The following is a 19,661-nucleotide window of genomic DNA, read 5'->3' as shown; positions in this document are numbered from 1 at the left end:
GGTTTCAGGCCGCCATCACCAGGGGGCGGACCGGCACGCGGTGCGGGGCGACGACCCGCCCGTCCGGCAGCAGCTCCCCGGAGTCGTCGAAGACGATCGTGCCGTCGCACAGCAGGCTCCACCCCTGCTCGGGATGGGCGGCGACGACGACCGCGGCGTGCGGGGCGGTGAGCGAACACGAAGTCTGGTGGGCACCCATGGCGCACCTCCACATAGGTCGGAGCCACATGGCCCGGATCCACAGGGTCCGAGCTCTTCGTATGGGTAGACCATGCCCCCGCCGTGAACTCATCGCCACGCGCGGGCCGGAGGTGTGACAACACGAGGACAACTCCCGGACGGTACGCGGACGCCCGGCGCCAACTCGCCACCGAAGGGGTGACGATCACGCGCGCGGGCGCGCCCGCCCGGTACTGGTTGGAGCCCCCGAGTTCCGCTCATCCGGAAGGTCCCGTCATGCCCGTACGCATCGCCCTCGGTCTCGCCGCCGGTGCCGCCCTGCTGCTGCTCACCGCCCCCGCCGCCCCGGCCGACCCCTTCGAGACGGTGACCGTCGACCCGACCGGCCGGATCGCCGCCGACGGCACGGTCACCCTCTCCGGCACCTACCGCTGCACCGGCGGCACCGGACCGGTGTTCGTCAGCTCCTCGGTCGGCCAGGACGCCACGATCCGCCATGGCATCGGCGGCACGCGGGCGATCTGCGACGGCGCGGAGCACCGCTGGGAGAACACGGGCAAGCCGACCCCGGGTGCCATCGAGGCGGGCGCGGCGAAGGTCGAGGCGACCGTCATGGAACTGGACACCAGTGCCGGCCTGCCCCTGCCCGCCTTCCACGCCTCCCGGCAGCAGGACGTGACGTTGATCGAGGGCTGACAGTGATGATTGCTGTGGCTCCGCCCGAGGGTCTGACTCAAGGACTGACTGGCGCTTCGGCTGTCCTTGGCGTGAATCGTCGGCCTTCCGGGCGGAGCCGCTATGCGCGTGGCCGGTCGGGCGTCTGTGACTTCATAGGAGCCCGGCCAAAGGTCCCATCACTGTCTTGTCCGTCTGCCCGACCGGCGCGTGCTCTCCCTCACGCGTCGTACGGAAGGACAGCAGGCTCCAGCATGGCAGCAGACGAGATAGCGGTCATCGGCGGCATTGACACCCACACCGACCTGCACCAGGCCGCAGTGATCGACACCGTGGGCCGGCACCTGGCCACCCGGGCGTTCGAGACCACCCCGGACGGCTACCGGCAGATGCTGGAGTGGCTGTGCTCGCACGGTGAACTCCTTGTGGTGGGCCTAGAAGGTACCGGTGCCTACGGAGCAGAAGCCGCCCGCTTCCTTACTGCGAACGGCGTCACGGTCATCGAGGTCGACCGCCCCGATCGCAAAGCGAGGCGGGACAACGGCAAGTCCGATCCCGTCGACGCCTACGCCGCCGCGACCGCCGTGCTGTCGGGCCGGGCCTCGGGCATCCCGAAGACCCGCGACGGGATCGTGGAGGCCATCCGCACCCTGCGGGTGGCCCGCAGCTCGGCGGTCAAGGCCCGCACCCAGGCCATCAACCAGATCCGCACGCTGATCGTCACCGCCCCTGCCACGGTGCGCGAGAGGCTGCGCGGCCTGGCCACCGGCGAACTGGTCGACACCCTTGCTCGTTCCCGCCCGGCAGGTGACCTTGCCGATCCGGTCTGCGCGGCGAAGATCACGCTGCGACGGCTCGCTCGCCGCTACCAGCTGCTCTGCGAGGAGATCGCCGAGGCGGATGCGGACCTTGGGCCGCTGGTCACCCGGGCGGCACCGCGCCTGATCGCTCTGCCCGGCGTCGGCCCGGAGACCGCAGGCCAGCTGCTGACCAGCGCGGGCGACAACCCCGACCGCCTGAAGTCGGAGGCGTCCTTCGCGCACTTGTGCGGAGCCGCTCCAATCCCGGCCTCCTCGGGACGCACCAACCGGCACCGACTCAACCGCGGCGGCGACCGCCAGGCCAACAGGGCGCTGCACACCATCGTGCTGGTCCGGATGCGCTACGACCAGCGGACCAGGGACTACGTCGCCAAACGCACTACCGAAGGCATGACCAAGAAGGACATCATCCGCTGCCTGAAACGGTTCGTCGCCCGTGAGGTCTACAAGCACCTGCCCCACCCACGGATCACAACCGAACACCTCATCCAGACCACTTGACGATCTATAGGAGCTTCACCCGCACCCGGACCGGGGCCGGAGAGGAAAGCCTCTCCGGCCCCGGTCCCGCTGTACTCAGAGCCGGTCGACGATGTCCTGAAGCTGCTCGACCTCGGCCGACTGGCCCTCGACGATGGCCTCGGCCATCTTCTTGGCGTCGGCGCTCTCGCCGTTCTTCCGCTCGTCCTCGGCCATGCTGATCGCGCCGTTGTGGTGCTCGATCATCATCTCGGCGAAGGCCTTGTCGAACGCAGTGCCCTTGAGGGCCTTGAGCTCCGTCATGTCCGTGTCGGACATCATGCCGTCACCGCCGTGGCCGGAGCCGTGGTCCATGCCCGGCATGGACTCCGCCGCGACCGGCTGGTTCCACTCCTTCAGCCAGCCCTTCATCGTCCGGATCTCGGGATCCTGGGCCTTCTCGATCTTCCCGGCGAGGTCCTTGACCTCCGCGTCGGCGGCCCGGCCGTCGGCCAGCTCCGCCATCTCCAGGGCCTGTTCGTGGTGCGGGATCATCATCTGGGCGAAGGCGACGTCGGCGTCATTGAAGCCACCGGCCCCGGTCTCCGTCCCCGCCTCGGCCTCCGCCGACTTGGACGCCGAGCTGCCGTGCTCCATCGCGTCCATGTCGTCGTCCCCGCAGGCCGCGAGGAACAGGGCGCCGACGGTGACGAGTCCGGCCGCGGCGAGGCCGCGCTTGACTGCATTCATGGGTGATCTCACTTTGTGTGTGGTTCTGTCCTTCCGGGCATGCCGAGTCACGGGCTGACGCCCGTGGAAGGAACCGGCCTATTGCCGCAGAACCGACAGCTGGGTGAGATCGGGGCCGCGAGGCGGGGGATTGGGCCGCAGTACGGCGGCGACCTGGGCGAGCAGCCGCGCCAGCCACTCCCCGTGCCGGGTGAACGCCGACTTCAGCAGCGCGGCGAGCACCCACGCGCCGAACAGCACGGCCACGCACAGCGAGGCCATGTCCATAGGCATGGCGGGCTCGTGGGTGGATGACCCCGCGGGTTCGTCCGTCGCCGGATGCTCCATGGGCGGCGCGGCATGGGACGTGCTCCGCATCCCTTCATGAGCGGAGTCCTCGGGATGTCCCACGGTGTGCATCACGAACACCCCGAGCGCGAGCACGACGACGAGCAGCAGCTGCCCGAGGGCACCTCCTGCGCGTACGTACCTGCTTGCCCGCATCCCGGATTCCCGCCGTAGACCGTCCGCCCTGTCGCGTCCTGTCCGACATTACCCAACGGGATGCCCGGCGCACTCCGAACCCCACGGATGCCACTCTTGCTGTTAGCGTGCAGCTGCACATCATTCGCAATAACGTCGGAGGACGTTGGACATGCCGGTTTACTCGCTCCCGGAGCTTCCGTACGACTACTCGGCGCTGGCCCCGGTGATCAGCCCCGAGATCATCGAACTGCACCACGACAAGCACCACGCGGCATACGTCAAGGGCGCGAACGACACGCTGGAGCAACTCGCCGAGGCGCGGGACAAGGAGGCGTGGGGCTCGATCAACGGTCTGGAGAAGAACCTGGCCTTCCACCTCTCCGGCCACATCCTGCACTCGGTCTACTGGCACAACATGACCGGTGACGGCGGCGGCGAGCCACTGGAGAAGGACGGCGCCGGCGAGCTCGCGGCCGCCATCGCCGAGTCCTTCGGCTCCTACGACAGGTTCAAGGCCCAGCTCTCCAAGGCGTCGGCCACGACCCAGGGGTCGGGCTGGGGTGTGCTGGCGTACGAGCCGCTGAGCGGCCGCCTCATCGTCGAGCAGGTCTACGACCACCAGGGCAACGTCGGCCAGGGCTCGACCCCGATCCTGGTCTTCGACGCCTGGGAGCACGCCTTCTATCTCCAGTACAGGAACCAGAAGGTCGACTTCATCGAGGCCATGTGGAAGGTCGTCAACTGGCAGGACGTGGCCCGGCGCTACGCCGCCGCCAAGGAACGCGGCGACAGCCTGCTGCTCGCACCGTGACGGAGCAGCAGGGCTCCCGCAGGCCGGATGCCTGCGGGAGCCCTGCTGTCGCTGTGTGTGGGGCGGCTCAGATGTCCCGGAAGATTTCGATCTGCGCGCCGATCGAGTTCAGGCGCTCGGCGAGGTCCTCGTAGCCGCGGTTGATGACGTAGACGTTGCGGAGCACCGACGTGCCCTCGGCGGCCATCATCGCCAGCAGGACGACCACCGCGGGGCGCAGGGCCGGGGGGCACATCATTTCGGCGGCGCGCCAGCGGGTGGGGCCCTCGACCAGGACGCGGTGGGGGTCGAGCAACTGGAGGCGGCCGCCGAGGCGGTTGAGGTCCGTCAGGTAGATCGCCCGGTTGTCGTAGACCCAGTCGTGGATCAGGGTCTTGCCCGAGGCCACCGCCGCGATGGCCGCGAAGAACGGGACGTTGTCGATGTTCAGGCCCGGGAAGGGCATGGGGTGGATCTTGTCGATCGGCGCTTCGAGCTTGGAGGGTCGGACGGTGAGGTCCACCAGGCGGGTACGGCCGTTGTCCGCGAAGTACTCGGGCGTGCGGTCGTGGTCGAGGCCCATCTCCTCCAGGACCGCGAGCTCGATCTCCAGGAACTCGATGGGCACCCGGCGCACCGTCAGCTCCGACTCCGTCACCACCGCCGCGGCCAGCAGGCTCATCGCCTCGACCGGGTCCTCGGAGGGGGAGTAGTCGACGTCCACGTCGATGGTGGGCACGCCGTGCACGGTCAGCGTGGTGGTGCCGATGCCCTCGACCTTGACGCCGAGCGCCTCCAGGAAGAAGCACAGGTCCTGGACCATGTAGTTGGAGGAGGCGTTGCGGATCGTCGTCACACCGTCGTGCCTGGCCGCCGCCAGCAGCGCGTTCTCCGTCACCGTGTCCCCGCGCTCGGTCAGCACGATCGGACGGTCGGGGGAGATCGCCCGGTCCACCTGGGCGTGGTACAGGCCCTCGGTCGCCGCGATGTCCAGGCCGAACCGGCGCAGCGCGATCATGTGCGGTTCGATGGTGCGCGTGCCGAGGTCGCAGCCGCCGGCGTAGGGCAGCTTGAAGCTGTCCATGCGGTGCAGCAGCGGGCCGAGGAACATGATGATGGAGCGGGTGCGGACGGCGGCCTCGGCGTCGATGGCGGCCATGTCCAGCTCGGCCGGCGGCACCAGTTCGAGGTCGACCCCGTCGTTGATCCAGCGGGTGCGCACGCCGATGGACTGGAGGACCTCCAGCAGACGGTAGACCTCCTCGATCCTGGCCACCCGGCGCAGCACCGTGCGCCCCTTGTTGAGCAGCGAGGCGCACAGCAGGGCCACGCACGCGTTCTTGCTCGTCTTCACATCGATCGCGCCGGACAGCCGACGGCCGCCCACCACCCGCAGATGCATCGGGCCCGCATAGCCCAGAGAGACGATTTCGCTGTCCAGGGCTTCACCGATTCGGGCGATCATCTCAAGGCTGATGTTCTGATTGCCGCGCTCGATCCGATTGACGGCGCTCTGGGAGGTGCCGAGCGCCTCGGCCAGCTGCGTCTGTGTCCAGCCACGGTGTTGCCGGGCGTCACGGATGAGCTTGCCGATACGTACGAGGTAGTCGTCTGCCATGGGGTTGAGGCTATCTCAGATATGAGATGGCGCCTCCTGAGGGGGTCATTCGGGTGACAGACCGTCAAGGTCCGGGCGAATCCATCGATATCGGACAGTGTGTTCGATGTCGCTGCGGAGCCGCGCTGCCCCTCGCCTACCCCGTCCGGGCGAACTGATGGCAGAACTCCACCGGTTCCTCGAAGGCGACCGTCGGCACCGGGTCGCCGGTGACCAGGTACGCGTGCCGGGACACCGCCCCGTCCTCCGTCCGCAGCTCCAGCAGCCCGGGCTCCGGGCACCGCCAGGTCAGCCGGGTGAAGCTGTCCCCGAGGGTGTTGGTGAGATTGCTCCAGCCCTCTCCGTTGGCGCGCAACTCGAACTCCGAGCACTCCATCACGCCGTAGTCGAAGGGGATGCTGCTCCAGTGTCCGAAAAGTGCCTCGTCCACACCGGTGCGCGGATCGGCGGCGTCGTGTTCCGCGATCCGGCGGTCGGTGGCCACTTCGGGTCCGCCGAGGTCCACCACCCGGCTACCGTGCAGGGCGACGCCGAGATCGCGGAACTCGACGCCGACGTACGGTATGCCGTCCCGGGAGACCGGGTGGATGTGGACGGCGCGTACGTCGAGGCCCTCCGGGAAGCCCTCGTGGTGCGCGCACACCGCGTGCCGGAGCGCGGCGAAGAGCTCTGGGAGATGGGTCGCCGTCCAGGCGGCGCGCGCCAGGTCGGCGTCGGTCAGCAGGGGACAGCGCAGTGGGGCGCGCCCGGGACGCAGTCGCGTCCATGCGGTCTTCGGCAGCGGTACCCACGCCGTCCAGCCGCTGGCATGCCGATGGAAATCGCCTCGCTTCATGGTCGAAGAAGGACATCACAGTGAGGCCGGGCATGACCATCCCGGCCCCATGTACTAGAGTTATCTCGACATCGAGATATCTGCCGAGGCGTACCACAGCCGCCCCCCTGGTAAGGGTTACCTAACTTAGCCTGACCTCAGCGGATCGGCCAAGTCGGCGTGGCGGCAGGATGCGGTGGGAACGCGCACATCAAAGAAGGAGACTGTCGTGTCGGCGAACAGCTTCGACGCCCGCAGCACGCTGCGCGTGGGCGACGAGTCGTACGAGATCTTCCGGCTGGACAAGGTGGAAGGCTCGGCCCGCCTTCCGTACAGCCTGAAGGTGCTGCTGGAGAACCTGCTCCGCACCGAGGACGGCGCCAACATCACCGCCGACCACATCCGCGCGCTCGGCAACTGGGACTCGCAGGCCCAGCCGGCGCAGGAGATCCAGTTCACGCCCGCCCGTGTGATCATGCAGGACTTCACCGGTGTGCCCTGTGTCGTCGACCTCGCCACCATGCGTGAGGCCGTCAAGGAGCTCGGCGGCGACCCGAACAAGATCAACCCGCTCTCCCCGGCCGAGATGGTCATCGACCACTCCGTCATCGCCGACAAGTTCGGCACCAACGACGCGTTCGCGCAGAACGTCGAGCTGGAGTACGGCCGCAACAAGGAGCGCTACCAGTTCCTGCGCTGGGGTCAGACCGCCTTCGACGACTTCAAGGTCGTCCCGCCGGGCACCGGCATCGTCCACCAGGTGAACATCGAGCACCTGGCCCGTACGGTCATGGTCCGAGGCGGCCAGGCCTACCCCGACACCCTCGTCGGCACCGACTCGCACACCACGATGGTCAACGGCCTGGGCGTCCTGGGCTGGGGCGTCGGCGGTATCGAGGCCGAGGCCGCGATGCTCGGCCAGCCGGTCTCGATGCTCATCCCGCGCGTCGTCGGCTTCAAGCTGACCGGTGAGCTCAAGCCGGGCACCACCGCCACCGACCTGGTGCTCACGATCACCGAGATGCTGCGCAAGCACGGCGTCGTCGGCAAGTTCGTCGAGTTCTACGGTGAGGGCGTCGCCGCCACCTCGCTCGCGAACCGCGCCACCATCGGCAACATGTCGCCCGAGTTCGGTTCGACGGCTGCCATCTTCCCGATCGACGGGGAGACGCTGAACTACCTCAAGCTCACCGGCCGTTCCGCCCAGCAGGTCGCGCTCGTCGAGGCGTACGCCAAGGAGCAGGGCCTCTGGCTGGACCCGGCCGCCGAGCCCGACTTCTCCGAGAAGCTGGAGCTCGACCTCTCCACCGTCGTCCCGTCGATCGCCGGCCCGAAGCGCCCGCAGGACCGCATCGTCCTCGCGAACGCCGCCGCGCAGTTCGCCCAGGACGTCCGCAACTACGTCGCCACCGCCGACGAGGCGGGTGAGGAGTCCTTCCCGGCCTCCGACGCCCCGGCCGTCTCCAACGGTGTCCCGTCGAACCCGGTCGAGGTCACCGCCCCCGACGGCTCGACCTACACGATCGACCACGGTGCGGTGACGGTCGCGGCCATCACCTCCTGCACCAACACCTCGAACCCGTACGTGATGGTCGCCGCCGCGCTCGTCGCGAAGAAGGCCGTCGAGAAGGGCCTGACCCGCAAGCCGTGGGTCAAGACCACCCTCGCCCCGGGCTCGAAGGTCGTCACCGACTACTTCGACAAGGCCGGGCTCACCCCCTACCTCGACAAGGTCGGCTTCAACCTCGTCGGCTACGGCTGCACCACCTGCATCGGCAACTCGGGCCCGCTGCCCGAGGAGGTCTCCAAGGCCGTCAACGACCACGACCTGGCCGTGACTTCGGTGCTCTCCGGCAACCGCAACTTCGAGGGCCGGATCAACCCCGACGTCAAGATGAACTACCTGGCGTCCCCGCCGCTGGTCGTCGCGTACGCCCTGGCCGGCTCCATGAAGGTGGACATCACCACCGAGGCGCTCGGCACCGACCAGGACGGCAAGCCGGTCTTCCTCAAGGACATCTGGCCGACCGAGGCCGAGGTCAACGACGTCGTCGCGAACGCGATCGGCGAGGACATGTTCTCGAAGTCGTACCAGGACGTGTTCGCCGGCGACGCCCAGTGGCAGGCGCTGTCGATCCCGACCGGCAACACCTTCGAGTGGGACGCCGAGTCCACGTACGTCCGCAAGCCCCCTTACTTCGAGGGCATGACGATGGAGACCACCCCGGTCTCCGACATCGCGGGCGCACGTGTCCTGGCCAAGCTGGGCGACTCGGTCACCACCGACCACATCTCCCCGGCCGGTGCCATCAAGGCCGACACCCCGGCCGGCAAGTACCTCACGGAGCACGGCGTCGAGCGCCGCGACTTCAACAGCTACGGCTCGCGCCGAGGCAACCACGAGGTCATGATCCGTGGCACGTTCGCCAACATCCGCCTGCGCAACCAGATCGCGCCGGGCACCGAGGGCGGCTACACCCGCGACTTCACCCGGTCCGCCGAAGGTGAAGGAGGTGCCCCGGTGTCGTTCATCTACGACGCCTCGCAGAACTACCAGGCCGCCGGCACCCCGCTGGTCATCCTGGGCGGCAAGGAGTACGGCTCCGGCTCGTCCCGCGACTGGGCCGCCAAGGGCACCGCGCTCCTCGGCGTCAAGGCCGTCATCACCGAGTCGTACGAGCGCATCCACCGCTCGAACCTCATCGGCATGGGCGTCCTGCCGCTCCAGTTCCCGGCCGGCCAGAACGCCGACTCGCTGGGCCTGACCGGCGAGGAGACCTTCTCCATCACCGGCATCACCGAGCTGAACGAGGGCACCACCCCGAGCACGGTGAAGGTCACCACCGACACGGGCGTCGAGTTCGACGCGGTCGTCCGCATCGACACCCCCGGTGAGGCCGACTACTACCGCAACGGCGGCATCATGCAGTACGTGCTGCGCAACCTGATCCGCAAGTAAGCGGTCCGGTAACGCAGTCGAGGGCCGCATCTCCGGTACGACCGGGGATGCGGCCCTCCGCGTCTTTCCGGACGGCGATAGCGGTTTACGGCCATTCCCGCCACGGTCTCATGACGAATCTTCACAGGATTGCCATACTCCACCGTGCCGCACTGACCAGCGGGCATTCACGGGGGTGGACATGGTCCGCAAGTCCGGCGAGACTCCGCGCGGCTCCGACCTCGACTGCACCCTCCTGCTGGGGGCGGCCCTCTACCAGTGCCGTCTGGAACACGGCCTCTCCCTGCGCGCGTTGGCGCGACGGCTCGGTTTCGGCTCGCACAGCGGGCTGCTCGACTACGAGCGCGGCCGCCGCATCCTGCCGGAGTACCTGCTGACCGCCTACGAGCGGGAGTTCGGCACGGCGGCCGCGCAACTGCGGGAGCTGCGCGACCGCGCCCTGCGCGAGCAGGCCCGGGCCAAGGTCGGGGACCTGATCGACCGCTACGGCGTGCCGCCCGTCGTCACCCCGGCGGCGCTGCGCGTACCGCCGTTCGTCGGCCTGGTCTCCCGGCTCGCCCACACCCTGCACGCCCTCCCGGGCTGTATGGCGTCGGCTGTGAACGAGGCCTGGCGGACCAGCGCCGGACCGGCTCAGGGCCCGGAGCCCAGTGCGAACAGGGTGTGGTACCCGCGGTCGTAGTAGAGCAGCGGAGCACCGTCGGTGACGTCGGCGTGCTCCACCAGCCCGATCACCACGCTGTGATCGCCCGCCTCGACGACCGTGTGCCGACTGCACACCACCGTCGCCAGGGCGCCCGGGACCATCGGCACGCCGTGCAGCTCACCCCGGACGAGCCCCGCCGCCCGGTCCTCGCCGCGGGCGGCGAACCTGCGGGCCAGCGGCTGCTGTCCGGCGCCCAGGACATGCACCCCGAACCGGCGCGCGGCCGTGACGACCGCGTGGGCCGAGCCCCCGCGGTCGAGGCAGAACAGCACCAGCGGCGGGGTGAGCGACAGCGAGCACAGCGAGCCTACGGTGACGCCGTACGGCTGCCCCCGGTCGTCGAAGGTGGTCACGACCGACACCGAGGTGGCCACATGGGACAGCGCCCGGCGGAAGGCGACGGAGTCCACAGCCACGGCCGTCACCTCCCTCAGCGGCACAGGGCCAGCTGTTCGAGGATCTCCTCCCGGTCGGCGCCCGGGAGTTCGAGGGCCCGCGTGAAGTCAGCTGCGGCGGGCTCAGGCCGCCCCGCGGCCAGTTGGGCGGCGCCCCGGTTGTACAGCAGATCGGGATCGTCGCCCGTCTGCTCCAAGGCCCGCCCGAGTAGCCGTACCGCCTCGTCGTACGCGCCCTCCGAGTAGGCGAGCACCGCCTGGTTGACCAGCGCCTGGTACAGCTCGGGGTCGGCCTTCAAGGCGGCCGAGAAGGCATGCCGCGCCGTGTCGGCGTCGTCCCGCTCCAGGGCCAACAGGCCCTCTGTGCACAGCAGATGGGCGCTGTCCGGGTGCAGCGCCAGCCCTTCCGCCACGGAGGCCGCGGCCTCGTCCAGGCGGCCCGACTCCAGCAGCAGCGAGGCGTGGTTGATCCGCGAGTCCAGATGACCCGGCTCCAGCTCCAGCGCGTAGCCGAAGTCCTCGACGGCGCCGTCCAGATCGCCCCGCGCGGCCCGCACATCACCGCGGTTGTAGTACAGCTCGGGGAACGGCGGGCCCATCTTCATCGCCGTCTCGTAGTCCGTCAGGGCGGCCTGGTCGTCGCCCAGGCGGCGGTGCATGTTGCCCCGGTCCAGGTAGTACTCCGGGTAGTGCGGATCGAGGCCGATCACCGTGTCGAAGTCCGCCATGCTCTCCTGGAGCATGCCCATGCCGGCGTAGACGTTGGCCCGGTTGTGGATGAGCACGGACTTGTGCAGCCGGTACTTGTCCGGGTGCGTCTCCCGGTTCAGCCGGTCGACTCCCTCGGCCACCAGCTTCAGGGCCGTGGTGAGATGCCCCAGGTGCATCTCCACGAGGGCCAGGCCGTTCTGCTGGAACACCGTGTAGAACGCCCGGTCCTCGAAGTCCTCGGTGAGCGTGGCCAGGGCCACCCCGTTGCTCGCGTACGCCCGCGCCAGATGGTGGTCCAGCTCCTCCTTGGGCAGGAACCGGGTGTACAGCATCGCCATGTTGTAGCTCGTCGACATGTGGACCCGGGGCAGCGGATACCGGCCGCGCAGCTCGGTGTACAGCTCCTTGGCGCGGTGGGCCCGGCCGAGCGAGATCAGCGCGAGCGCGGCCTTCGCGGCGAAGTGGCAGTACTCCACCTGCCTGGTGTCCGGGTCGGTCAGCGCGTAGCCGCGCAGGCCGAGGTCCGCGGCGGCGGCGTAGAAGCCGAGGTCGACGCAGTAGTCCAGGGCCCGGCGCAGCGCGGCGGTCCCGGCCCCGGTCGGGTCGGTGCCGTGCTCGCGGTGGAAGGGGATCGCGCCCAGCGTGTGCCCGACGGCGCCGTCCGCCTCCAGTACGTCGGCGCGCGCGTCGTGCGCGGCGGCCCGGGTGGCCGGTTCGGCGTCCTGCCAGGCTGCCAGCTCGGCCGGATCGTCGCTGGTGCCGTCCGAGGCGATGTACGCCTGCCACAGCTCGTCCGGGGTGCGCGCCGGCCCCTCGTCGGCGGGATCGGCGTCGAGGGTGTCCGCGTACCGGCCCACGGCGGTGCCCAACTCACCCGGCAAGTGGCCCCGGCCCGTCCCGACGAGCAGGCGTACGGCGCGCGGATCGCATCGGCGCAGCATGATGGCCAGGCACTCGCGGTCGGTCGCGTCGGCCTCGTGGGCGTTGTCGAAGAACACGGTGAGCGGACCGGCCGGAGCCTCCCGGTCCGCCCGGCACTCCTTCAGGAACTCCACGATCCCGTGCGGCGTACGACGGCTGCGCGCCTCGCTGTAGAAGCGGGTCCGCTCCTCGCCCACGGCCAGCCGGGTCAGCGTCTCCGGCTCCGCTTCGAGCAGCGCGTGCAACTCGGGGGCGGCGGTGAGGATCTCGACCTGGTGGTCGCGGACGAGGTCCGGGCGCCGGGCGAAGACCGACGGCACGAGCGCGCGCAGCATTCCGCCGAGCCCCGTGTACGGGCCGCGCAGACGGCGGTGGCAGTCCACCCGGACGGCGTCGGCGGGCAGCAGCGCCCGGGCGGCGCGGTCCCGGTCCGGGGCGCGGTCGCCGCGGATCCGCAGGTGGCGGGGGGCAGATTCGGGCGAGGGCATGGGCTTGGGTCCTTCCGTAAGAGGGTGCGGCCGGTGTGGGGCTTCAGAGGGAGGTCGTACGGCGGGCGCGCAGGCGGTCGCGGATGCCCAGGGCGAGGAGGATGCCGAGCGGGACGAAGGCGGAGGCGGCGGAGATCGCGCTGTCCCAGAAGCGCACGCCCCACGTGCCGTCGACCGTGCCCTCCCAGACCCGCTCGACGAACTCGACGGCGATCGGGGTGAGCGCGGCGACGACGGTGGCGGTGAGCACCAGCGCGCCCGCGACGTAGAACGGCTCGTACCAGCGCGCCACTTGCCGGTCCCGGTCGCTCCACGCGCTCTCGTCGAGCACCGGAGCACGGCGGGCCAGGCGCCGCGCGCGGTTGCGCAGCCGGGCGTCGGTGGCCCCGTGTAGATCGTGGCAGCCGAGCGCGGAGGCGATGAGGAAGTACAGGTCGGTGCGGAGGAAGAGATAGAACTGCCAGGTGAAGCGGAGGATCGTCAGGAAGGCCAGCGCAAGCGCCAGCCGCCCGGTGACGCCGAGTTCACCGTCCGCGTTGTGTGCGGCGGCCGCGTACAAGGTCAGCCCGCAATACATGAGGACATCGCCCACCATGCCCGCCAGGAACGGCAGATAGCGGCGGCGCTTCTCCACCCCGAGCAGCCCCTTGAGGGTCGTCTCGAACACGATGAAGTACATCCGGCGCCCCACCGAGAGCCGGCAGGGCAGCCCGAGCCGCCGCCCGCTGAGCACATGGAACGCCTCGTGCCACGCGATGCCGGCCGTCTGCCCGACGAGCAGCACGAGTTGCACGGTCAGCAGGGAGTCGGTGAAGAACACCTGGCCCGGATCCGGGCGCAGCGCGGGCTCCCGTACGAGCGCGACGACCGTGGCGAGCACGAGGAGGGCGTACGCCGCCCAAGCGGCCGGTGCGAACACCGCGCGGCCGAGCCGGCGGAAGGAGACGGGGCCGGTCGGTGCGGGGGCCATGTCCTCCCCCTGTTGCCCGGCCACGAAGCCGAGTTCGAGCAAGGTGTCCAGGAAGTCCTCGATGTCGATCGGCTCGCCGTAGGTCTCCTCGTGCCACTGCGCGGCCTGCCGGGGTGTGGCGCCGTCGATCAGGCGCCGCAGCAGCGCGGTGCCGTCGGCCGGCAGGACGGCGTAGTCGTCGGTGTCGGGGCGGCCCACGACGATCTCGTCGGGGCCCTCGGCGACGAAGGTCAGATGATGGAACGGGACGCGCTCGTCGAGTGCCGGCTGCCGAGCCGTGTCGTGCGCATCGGTGATGTCCATGGCCCTCCCCACGGCCTGAGCCTGTGCGCGGCCGGGACACGGCCGCGCACAGGGGTGTCGGTCACTGGTCGGCAGGCACCGATCAGAAGACGAACGTCGAGTACGAGGAGCAGGCGCTCGTCAGCCGGATCGGGCCCGCCTTGCGAACCGCGATCTTCTTCACCGGGGCGGGCTTGATGACCTTCTTCACGGTGTTCTCCCTTTCAGCAGGACGGTGTTCGGACGGTCGAGGACGCCACCGGAGCGGCGACCCGACCGCCGTTTCTAGCAGCGATCCGCGCTGGTCGACGGCCCGCCGAACGACCGCGCGCCCATCCGGGACCGGTGGCCGAACCTCCGCGGAACAACGACCGACCACGGCCCGCGCGCAGGACATCGGCGCAGCTCAGGTGGAACACAGGATTCCCCCAGCGGACGGGGACAGGATCGGGACATGTCTGGAAGCTGGGGTCCCGATGCGCCACATCGTGCGCGGACTTGAGGACGGCGGATGACCCACCGACCGCGCGCCCGCTCCCTCCGCGCCCGCCTGCTGCTCCTCATCAGCGCCACCCTCGTAGTGGTGTGCGCGGCGATGGCCTTCACCACTGCCTATGTGCAACGCGCCACGCTGCTGGGCAACTTCGACGACCGGGTCACCGAGGCCGCTGAGCACAGCCTCGACGAGGCCCGGCTCGACCCCGACGGTCTCGGCTACCTCGACGCGACCGGCCACTCCGCGGGCCTGCTCGCCGCCCGACTCGACGAGGACGGCGGCATCCTCTCCGCGGCCGTGGTCAGTCAGGACGCCACCGCCCCCAAGCACCTCACGGCTGCCCAGCGAGCCGCGCTGTCGGACATCCGGGCCGACGGCACGCGGCACACTCGGACCGTCCCTGGCCTGGGCACGTACCGGGTCACCGTGCTCTCCGGTGCCGGCGACGGCGTGCAGGTGCTGACCGGACTGCCGATGGCGGACGTACAGCGGATGATCAGCGACTTGATGCTCACCGGGTCCGTAGTGGCCGCCGCGGGACTGGTCGTCGCCGGAGGCGTGAGCGCGGTCGTGATCCGGCGCCAACTGCGCCCGCTCGGCCGGGTCGCCACCATCGCCGCCGAGGTCTCCCGAGCCCCGCTGGACCGCGGTGAGGCCACCGCCCTCACCCGGGTCCCGGAGCGCGACACCGACCCCGGCAGTGAGGCCGGTCAGTTGGGCGCGGCGCTCAACCGCATGATGGACCACGTCGAGTCATCGCTCACCGAACGCCGCCGGGCAGAGGAGCGCATGCGCCGCTTCCTCGCCGACGTCAGCCATGAACTGCGCACCCCGCTCGCCTCCATCGCGGGCTACGCGGAGCTGATGAACCGCGGCGCCGACCGGATCGAACCGGCACTGGCCTGGCGGCGCGTCCTTGCCGAGTCCGCCCGGATGACGGGCCTGGTCGAGGACCTCCTGCTGCTGGCCCGGCTGGACGAGGGGCGTCCACCGCACTCCGCGGAGGTGGACCTGGCGGCACTGGTCGCCGAGGCGGTGTGGGGCGCACGGGCCGCGGGCGGCGACGGCCACGACTGGCGGCTCGCCCTGCACGCCGACACCCCCGCCCTGGTCACCGGCGACGAGGCCCGCCTCCACCAACTGGTCGCCAACCTCCTGGCCAACGCGCGCGTGCACACCCCCGCGGGCACGCGGGTCGTCGCCACGGTGGAGACACGGGGCACCGACGTCGTCGTCCGCGTCACGGACGACGGCCCCGGAATCCCGCCCACCCTCCTCCCCACGGTCTTCGAACGCTTCACCCGAGCCGATGCCTCCCGCTCCCGCACCCCCGGCGCCACGGGCGGCACCGGCCTGGGCCTGGCCGTCGTCGCGGCGATCACCGCGGCCCACGGCGGCCGCATCGACGTGGAGAGCGAACCGGGCCGAACGGAGTTCACCGTACGACTGCCGTTGGCGGGGGAGGTGTTGGCGAGCGAGGTGAGGGGGTCCTGGACAGAAACGTCGGCAGTGCGCTGAGGGTCATTCCGGCGGCGCCGATCCAGAGGGTCGTGTGACGCGTCTGCGCCAGCCGTTTACAACCGCGCCCCATGGCGCTACTTTCCGATTCAAGTGAGGTGGGAGCGCTCCCACATTCGGTGGACCGGAACCCGCCCCGCAGGACCGCTCCCGCCCCACCCATCCGCACGCACATGCCGCTCGGCCCGTACCTGATGGATGGACTGAACTGTCATGATCCTGACACCACCGACGATGGGCTCCGCGCCCGACAACCCCCCACGCCGATTAGCGCTCACCCTGCGCACCAAGGCCCTCTTCCTCGTCCTGGTCTCCCTGCTCGCCACGATCCCGGCCCTCGCGCTCGTGATGTCCGCCGGGACCGAGGCGGAGGCGCACGGTACGCCCATGAAGCCGGGCAGCCGTACGTTTCTGTGCTGGCAGGACGGGCTGACCGACACCGGTGAGATCAAGCCGGTCAACCCGGCCTGCAAGGCGGCGCAGCAGGTCAGCGGGACGACCCCGTTCTACAACTGGTTCTCGGTGCTCCGTTCCGACGGCGCCGGCCGCACCCGCGGCTTCGTGCCGGACGGCGAGCTGTGCAGCGGCGGCAACTCCAACTTCACCGGCTTCAACCAGCCCCGCAACGACTGGCCGCTCACCCACCTCACCTCGGGTGCGACCGTCGACTTCTCCTACAACGCCTGGGCCGCGCACCCGGGTTGGTTCTACGTCTACATCACCAAGGACGGCTTCGACCCGACCCAGGCCCTCACCTGGGACGACATGGAGGAGCAACCCTTCCTGAGCGTGGACCACCCGCCGCTCAACGGGTCCCCGGGCACGGTCGAGGCCAACTACTCCTGGACCGGGCAGCTTCCGGCGAACAAGTCGGGCCGCCACATCGTCTACATGGTCTGGCAGCGCTCCGACAGCGCCGAGACCTTCTACTCCTGCTCCGACATCGTCTTCGACGGCGGCAACGGCGAGGTCACCGGCATCAAGGAGCCCGGCAACCCCACCGAGCCGGTCCCCGGCACCTGCACCGCCACCCGCAGGACCACGGGCAGTTGGAGCGGCGGCTACCAGTCCGAGGTCACCGTCACCAACTCCGGCGACGTCCCGATGCTCGGCTGGATGGTCGACTGGACCCTCCCGACCGGCCAGCGCGTCGACAGCCTCTGGAACGGCACCCCGACGTACAACGGCCAGGCCGTGATGGTCCACAACGCGAACTGGAACGGCTCACTCGATCCGGGCGAGTCCACCACCTTCGGCTACGTCGTCTCCGGCAGCGGAGGTGATACGGCGACCACCCTGCCCTGCCGGGTCGGCTGAGCGGGCTCCGGAACGGACGGACCCGGTGGGCGTGGGCTGTCGCCCACCGGGTCCGTGCCATTCCCTGCCACTCTCTGCCATTCCCTGGGGGGAATTGTCGGTCGTGACGGCCCGTCGCAGGATCTCCTCCGAAGCAAGTCAGCACCCGGCAGTCGGCAAGGAGACCCACGATGACCGTGATCGACATCGACCCGCACGATCTGGCCCGCGACTACGTCGCCCAATGGAATGCGAAGGACGCCGCCGAACGCCGCGCCGCCATCGAGCGGCTCTGGTCCGAGGACGGCACCCACATCCTCCAACCGCCCCTGGAGATACGGGAGATCGCCGCCGGCCTCGGCTTCGACCACCCAACCCTCCGAGCCCAGGGATACGACGCCATCGAGACCCGAGTCACCCGCAGCTACGAGGAGTTCGTGGCGCAGAAGGGCTACGCCTTCCGGCTCTCCGGTGACGCGGTACGCCTCGACCGTCTGGTCAAGTTCGCCTGGGACACGGTGCTCGCCGAGACCGGCGAGGTGCTGGGCGGCGGCCTGGAGATTCTCGAACTCGACGACGACGGCCGGATCAGGACGGACTACATGTTCCCGGGGGCGTGATTCTCGGAGGCCGCGGACAACGCCACAGCCGTCGCGCGGTCCGCCGGCAGGAAGGCTTCGAGCTTCAGCTCGGCGAGCGTCACATCGACGGCGGTGGCGAAGGCCGTCACCGTCGTCATCAGGCGCAGTTCGCCGTACGAGGACCGCAGGCGCAGCGGCACGGCGAAGCCGAGCGGTGCGTCGGACGGCGTCAACTCCGGTACATACGCGGAGAGTTCGGTGCGCAATTCGTCCTGGCCGTCCAGCCGTACGAGGATATGGCGCGCCCACTCAGCGAGGTTGACGATGCGTGGCGCCATGCCTTCGGGGTGCAGCGCGAGCCGGTAGACGTTCCGGCCCGGACCCAGCAGCTCGGGGGCGGCCCCCTCGGTGACCACGTCCAGCGCGGAGTTCGCGGCGATCAGACCGCCGTACCGGTCCACGACCACCGCCGGATACGGCAGATGCCCGCGCAGAATGTGCTCGATCGCATCCTGCACCGGAGCCAGCACCGGATCGTCCAGCCGGCTCTCCGGGTACACGGGCGCGTACCCGGCCGCCAGCAGCAGCTCATTGCGCTCCCGCAACGACAGCTCCAGCGACTCGGCCAGCCGTACGATCATGTTCCGGCCCGGCGCCGACCGGCCGGACTCGATGAAGCTGAGATGCCGCTGGGTCGTACCCGCCCGCGACGCCAGATCGAGCTGGCTCATACGGCGGTGGGTGCGGCGTGCGCGCAGCGCGCTGGGGAAGTCCATGCCATGACTCAACTGCCTTACACGGCAAATGATTTCAGCAGGTTGAAGCCCTGGGACTGGGCGAAGTCCGCGATCCGCTTGCGATCCGCGGCCTTTCGACGGTCGGCCTCCTTCAGCGCGGTGGGCCCCGGAACCACGGCGTCGGTGAGCAGGGCGACCACGTCATTGACGATCAGGCCCGGGGCAACCAGGTAGGCGGCGGCGTGGACGCCGTACCGCAGCGCCTTCGCGAACGCGCCCTCCTGGTGCTTGGCCAGCGCCTCGGCCGTGGCGGTGTCCAGGAGGCGCTCGATGGGAGGGTGCTCGTCGTCCGCCCAGGGCTCCTCCGGCTCTGCCGGCTCGACGGTGACGGCCAGGTCGCGGAGGTGCTCCTCGGCCCACTCCGCCAGTGCGTCGAGGGGATCCGCGCCCGCGAGATCGAGTTCGTCGAGGTTCGCCGCGAGGCGTCGCTCGACCTTGCGCAGGGTCGGCTCCTCGGCGGCGTAGGGCGCCACCTGGAGCTCGAACCACTCCGTGATGTTCTCGACCACGCCCTCGGCGAACGGCGGCCCAGGCTCCGGCAACGGCACCGGAACCGACGTCCGCGCCGGTGGGGCGGGAGGATCCACGCGCGGCCGCTCGGGCGGCTGCGGGGGAGTAGGGGGTGTCGGGGGCGGTCCGGGGAATCGCATGACGCCTCCTCATGCCAGGGACCCGCTCCGGGCGGACCCGGTGAGAGTGAGCCGAACTCCACCGGGTCCGCGAGCCGGGCCGACGAGGGGGGGAAGTGCCGGTCCGGGTGATGCGTGGCTTGTGAGGCGCGGAGGTGCGCGACAACGTTGTCTGAGTGGTCTACACATGATGCTACCGCCCCAACGGACAACGATGTCAAGCCAGTTGGGGAGTTGGCCCGTCCGGGTGGCCGACATGCGAGCCTGCGCCGCCGGAGGCGCCCTTCCGTGGTACCGCTGGCGCACGCTACTGTCCCTGCGGCTTGTGCGACCTGTGGTG

At 70.0% G+C, this 19,661-nt stretch carries 18 protein-coding genes; 8 read left to right on the top strand and 10 right to left on the bottom strand.

Annotation, left to right across the window (positions count from 1 at the left end):
- Nucleotides 1-4 precede the first annotated feature (4 nt).
- Nucleotides 5-199: a DUF5999 family protein gene (locus BN159_RS11865; protein WP_015657212.1), complete on the bottom strand. Its 195-nt coding sequence runs from the start codon at nt 197-199 to the stop codon at nt 5-7.
- A 257-nt stretch (nt 200-456) separates the two neighbouring features.
- Here BN159_RS11865 and BN159_RS11860 point away from each other — a divergent pair, with 257 nt between their 5' ends.
- Together BN159_RS11860 and BN159_RS11855 are read left to right on the top strand one after the other, a co-directional pair.
- A complete protein-coding gene (locus tag BN159_RS11860) occupies nt 457-876 on the top strand; it encodes a DUF6299 family protein (RefSeq protein ID WP_015657211.1) in 420 nt (139 codons plus the stop codon).
- A gap of 233 nt (nt 877-1,109) precedes the next feature.
- Entirely contained in the window at nt 1,110-2,177 is a 1,068-nt protein-coding gene (locus BN159_RS11855; RefSeq protein ID WP_015657210.1) for an IS110 family RNA-guided transposase, read from the top strand.
- A 75-nt stretch (nt 2,178-2,252) separates the two neighbouring features.
- Here BN159_RS11855 and BN159_RS11850 read toward each other — a convergent pair whose 3' ends face one another.
- Together BN159_RS11850 and BN159_RS11845 are read right to left on the bottom strand one after the other, a co-directional pair.
- The gene (locus tag BN159_RS11850) at nt 2,253-2,885 is read right to left on the bottom strand and encodes a DUF305 domain-containing protein (protein ID WP_015657209.1); all 633 of its coding nucleotides are present in this window, start codon (nt 2,883-2,885) and stop codon (nt 2,253-2,255) included.
- Nucleotides 2,886-2,963: 78 nt separating this feature from the next.
- Entirely contained in the window at nt 2,964-3,368 is a 405-nt protein-coding gene (locus BN159_RS11845; RefSeq protein ID WP_015657208.1) for a DUF6153 family protein, read from the bottom strand.
- A gap of 151 nt (nt 3,369-3,519) precedes the next feature.
- Between BN159_RS11845 and BN159_RS11840 the strand changes: the two genes are divergently transcribed.
- Nucleotides 3,520-4,161 carry a superoxide dismutase gene (locus BN159_RS11840; RefSeq protein ID WP_015657207.1) on the top strand — a complete coding sequence of 214 codons (642 nt, stop codon included), beginning with the start codon at nt 3,520-3,522 and terminating at the stop codon, nt 4,159-4,161.
- 67 nt (nt 4,162-4,228) lie between these two features.
- On the opposite strand, the gene BN159_RS11835 is transcribed toward BN159_RS11840, so the two are convergent.
- Both BN159_RS11835 and BN159_RS11830 read right to left on the bottom strand, forming a co-directional pair.
- Nucleotides 4,229-5,758 carry a helix-turn-helix domain-containing protein gene (locus BN159_RS11835; RefSeq protein ID WP_015657206.1) on the bottom strand — a complete coding sequence of 510 codons (1,530 nt, stop codon included), beginning with the start codon at nt 5,756-5,758 and terminating at the stop codon, nt 4,229-4,231.
- A gap of 136 nt (nt 5,759-5,894) precedes the next feature.
- On the bottom strand, nt 5,895-6,593 hold the full coding sequence (locus BN159_RS11830) for a hypothetical protein (protein WP_015657205.1): 699 nt from the start codon (nt 6,591-6,593) through the stop codon (nt 5,895-5,897).
- Nucleotides 6,594-6,801: 208 nt separating this feature from the next.
- Here BN159_RS11830 and acnA point away from each other — a divergent pair, with 208 nt between their 5' ends.
- Together acnA and BN159_RS11820 are read left to right on the top strand one after the other, a co-directional pair.
- Nucleotides 6,802-9,531: an aconitate hydratase AcnA gene (acnA, locus tag BN159_RS11825; RefSeq protein WP_015657204.1), complete on the top strand. Its 2,730-nt coding sequence runs from the start codon at nt 6,802-6,804 to the stop codon at nt 9,529-9,531.
- Between the two features lie 181 nt (nt 9,532-9,712).
- A complete protein-coding gene (locus BN159_RS11820) occupies nt 9,713-10,213 on the top strand; it encodes a helix-turn-helix domain-containing protein (protein WP_015657203.1) in 501 nt (166 codons plus the stop codon).
- Here BN159_RS11820 and BN159_RS11815 read toward each other — a convergent pair.
- From BN159_RS11815 to BN159_RS44785, 3 genes are read right to left on the bottom strand one after another with little or no spacing between them, the layout of a single operon-like run.
- Nucleotides 10,165-10,653: a flavin reductase family protein gene (locus BN159_RS11815; RefSeq protein ID WP_015657202.1), complete on the bottom strand. Its 489-nt coding sequence runs from the start codon at nt 10,651-10,653 to the stop codon at nt 10,165-10,167. The genes BN159_RS11820 and BN159_RS11815 overlap by 49 nt on opposite strands.
- 14 nt (nt 10,654-10,667) lie before the next feature.
- Nucleotides 10,668-12,752, bottom strand: a complete 2,085-nt coding sequence (locus tag BN159_RS11810) for a tetratricopeptide repeat protein (protein WP_015657201.1) — start codon at nt 12,750-12,752, stop codon at nt 10,668-10,670.
- A 43-nt stretch (nt 12,753-12,795) separates the two neighbouring features.
- Nucleotides 12,796-14,025: a hypothetical protein gene (locus BN159_RS44785; protein ID WP_015657200.1), complete on the bottom strand. Its 1,230-nt coding sequence runs from the start codon at nt 14,023-14,025 to the stop codon at nt 12,796-12,798.
- 490 nt (nt 14,026-14,515) lie between these two features.
- Here BN159_RS44785 and BN159_RS11800 point away from each other — a divergent pair, with 490 nt between their 5' ends.
- The 3 genes from BN159_RS11800 to BN159_RS11790 all read left to right on the top strand — a co-directional run bounded on the left by BN159_RS11800 (nt 14,516) and on the right by BN159_RS11790 (nt 17,934).
- A complete protein-coding gene (locus tag BN159_RS11800; protein WP_015657198.1) occupies nt 14,516-16,018 on the top strand; it encodes a HAMP domain-containing sensor histidine kinase in 1,503 nt (500 codons plus the stop codon).
- A 234-nt stretch (nt 16,019-16,252) separates the two neighbouring features.
- A complete protein-coding gene (locus BN159_RS11795; RefSeq protein ID WP_051113641.1) occupies nt 16,253-17,335 on the top strand; it encodes a lytic polysaccharide monooxygenase in 1,083 nt (360 codons plus the stop codon).
- A 170-nt stretch (nt 17,336-17,505) separates the two neighbouring features.
- Nucleotides 17,506-17,934, top strand: a complete 429-nt coding sequence (locus tag BN159_RS11790) for a hypothetical protein (RefSeq protein WP_015657196.1) — start codon at nt 17,506-17,508, stop codon at nt 17,932-17,934.
- On the opposite strand, the gene BN159_RS11785 is transcribed toward BN159_RS11790, so the two are convergent.
- Together BN159_RS11785 and BN159_RS11780 are read right to left on the bottom strand one after the other, a co-directional pair.
- Nucleotides 17,913-18,671 carry a helix-turn-helix domain-containing protein gene (locus BN159_RS11785; RefSeq protein ID WP_015657195.1) on the bottom strand — a complete coding sequence of 253 codons (759 nt, stop codon included), beginning with the start codon at nt 18,669-18,671 and terminating at the stop codon, nt 17,913-17,915. The genes BN159_RS11790 and BN159_RS11785 overlap by 22 nt on opposite strands.
- A gap of 17 nt (nt 18,672-18,688) precedes the next feature.
- The gene (locus tag BN159_RS11780; RefSeq protein ID WP_015657194.1) at nt 18,689-19,342 is read right to left on the bottom strand and encodes a hypothetical protein; all 654 of its coding nucleotides are present in this window, start codon (nt 19,340-19,342) and stop codon (nt 18,689-18,691) included.
- Nucleotides 19,343-19,661 lie beyond the last annotated feature (319 nt).

The organism is Streptomyces davaonensis JCM 4913, assembly GCF_000349325.1.
Classification (GTDB): domain Bacteria; phylum Actinomycetota; class Actinomycetes; order Streptomycetales; family Streptomycetaceae; genus Streptomyces; species Streptomyces davaonensis.
The sequence above is the reverse complement of the archived record's forward strand: the minus strand, read 5'-3'. Positions and strand labels throughout refer to the sequence as shown.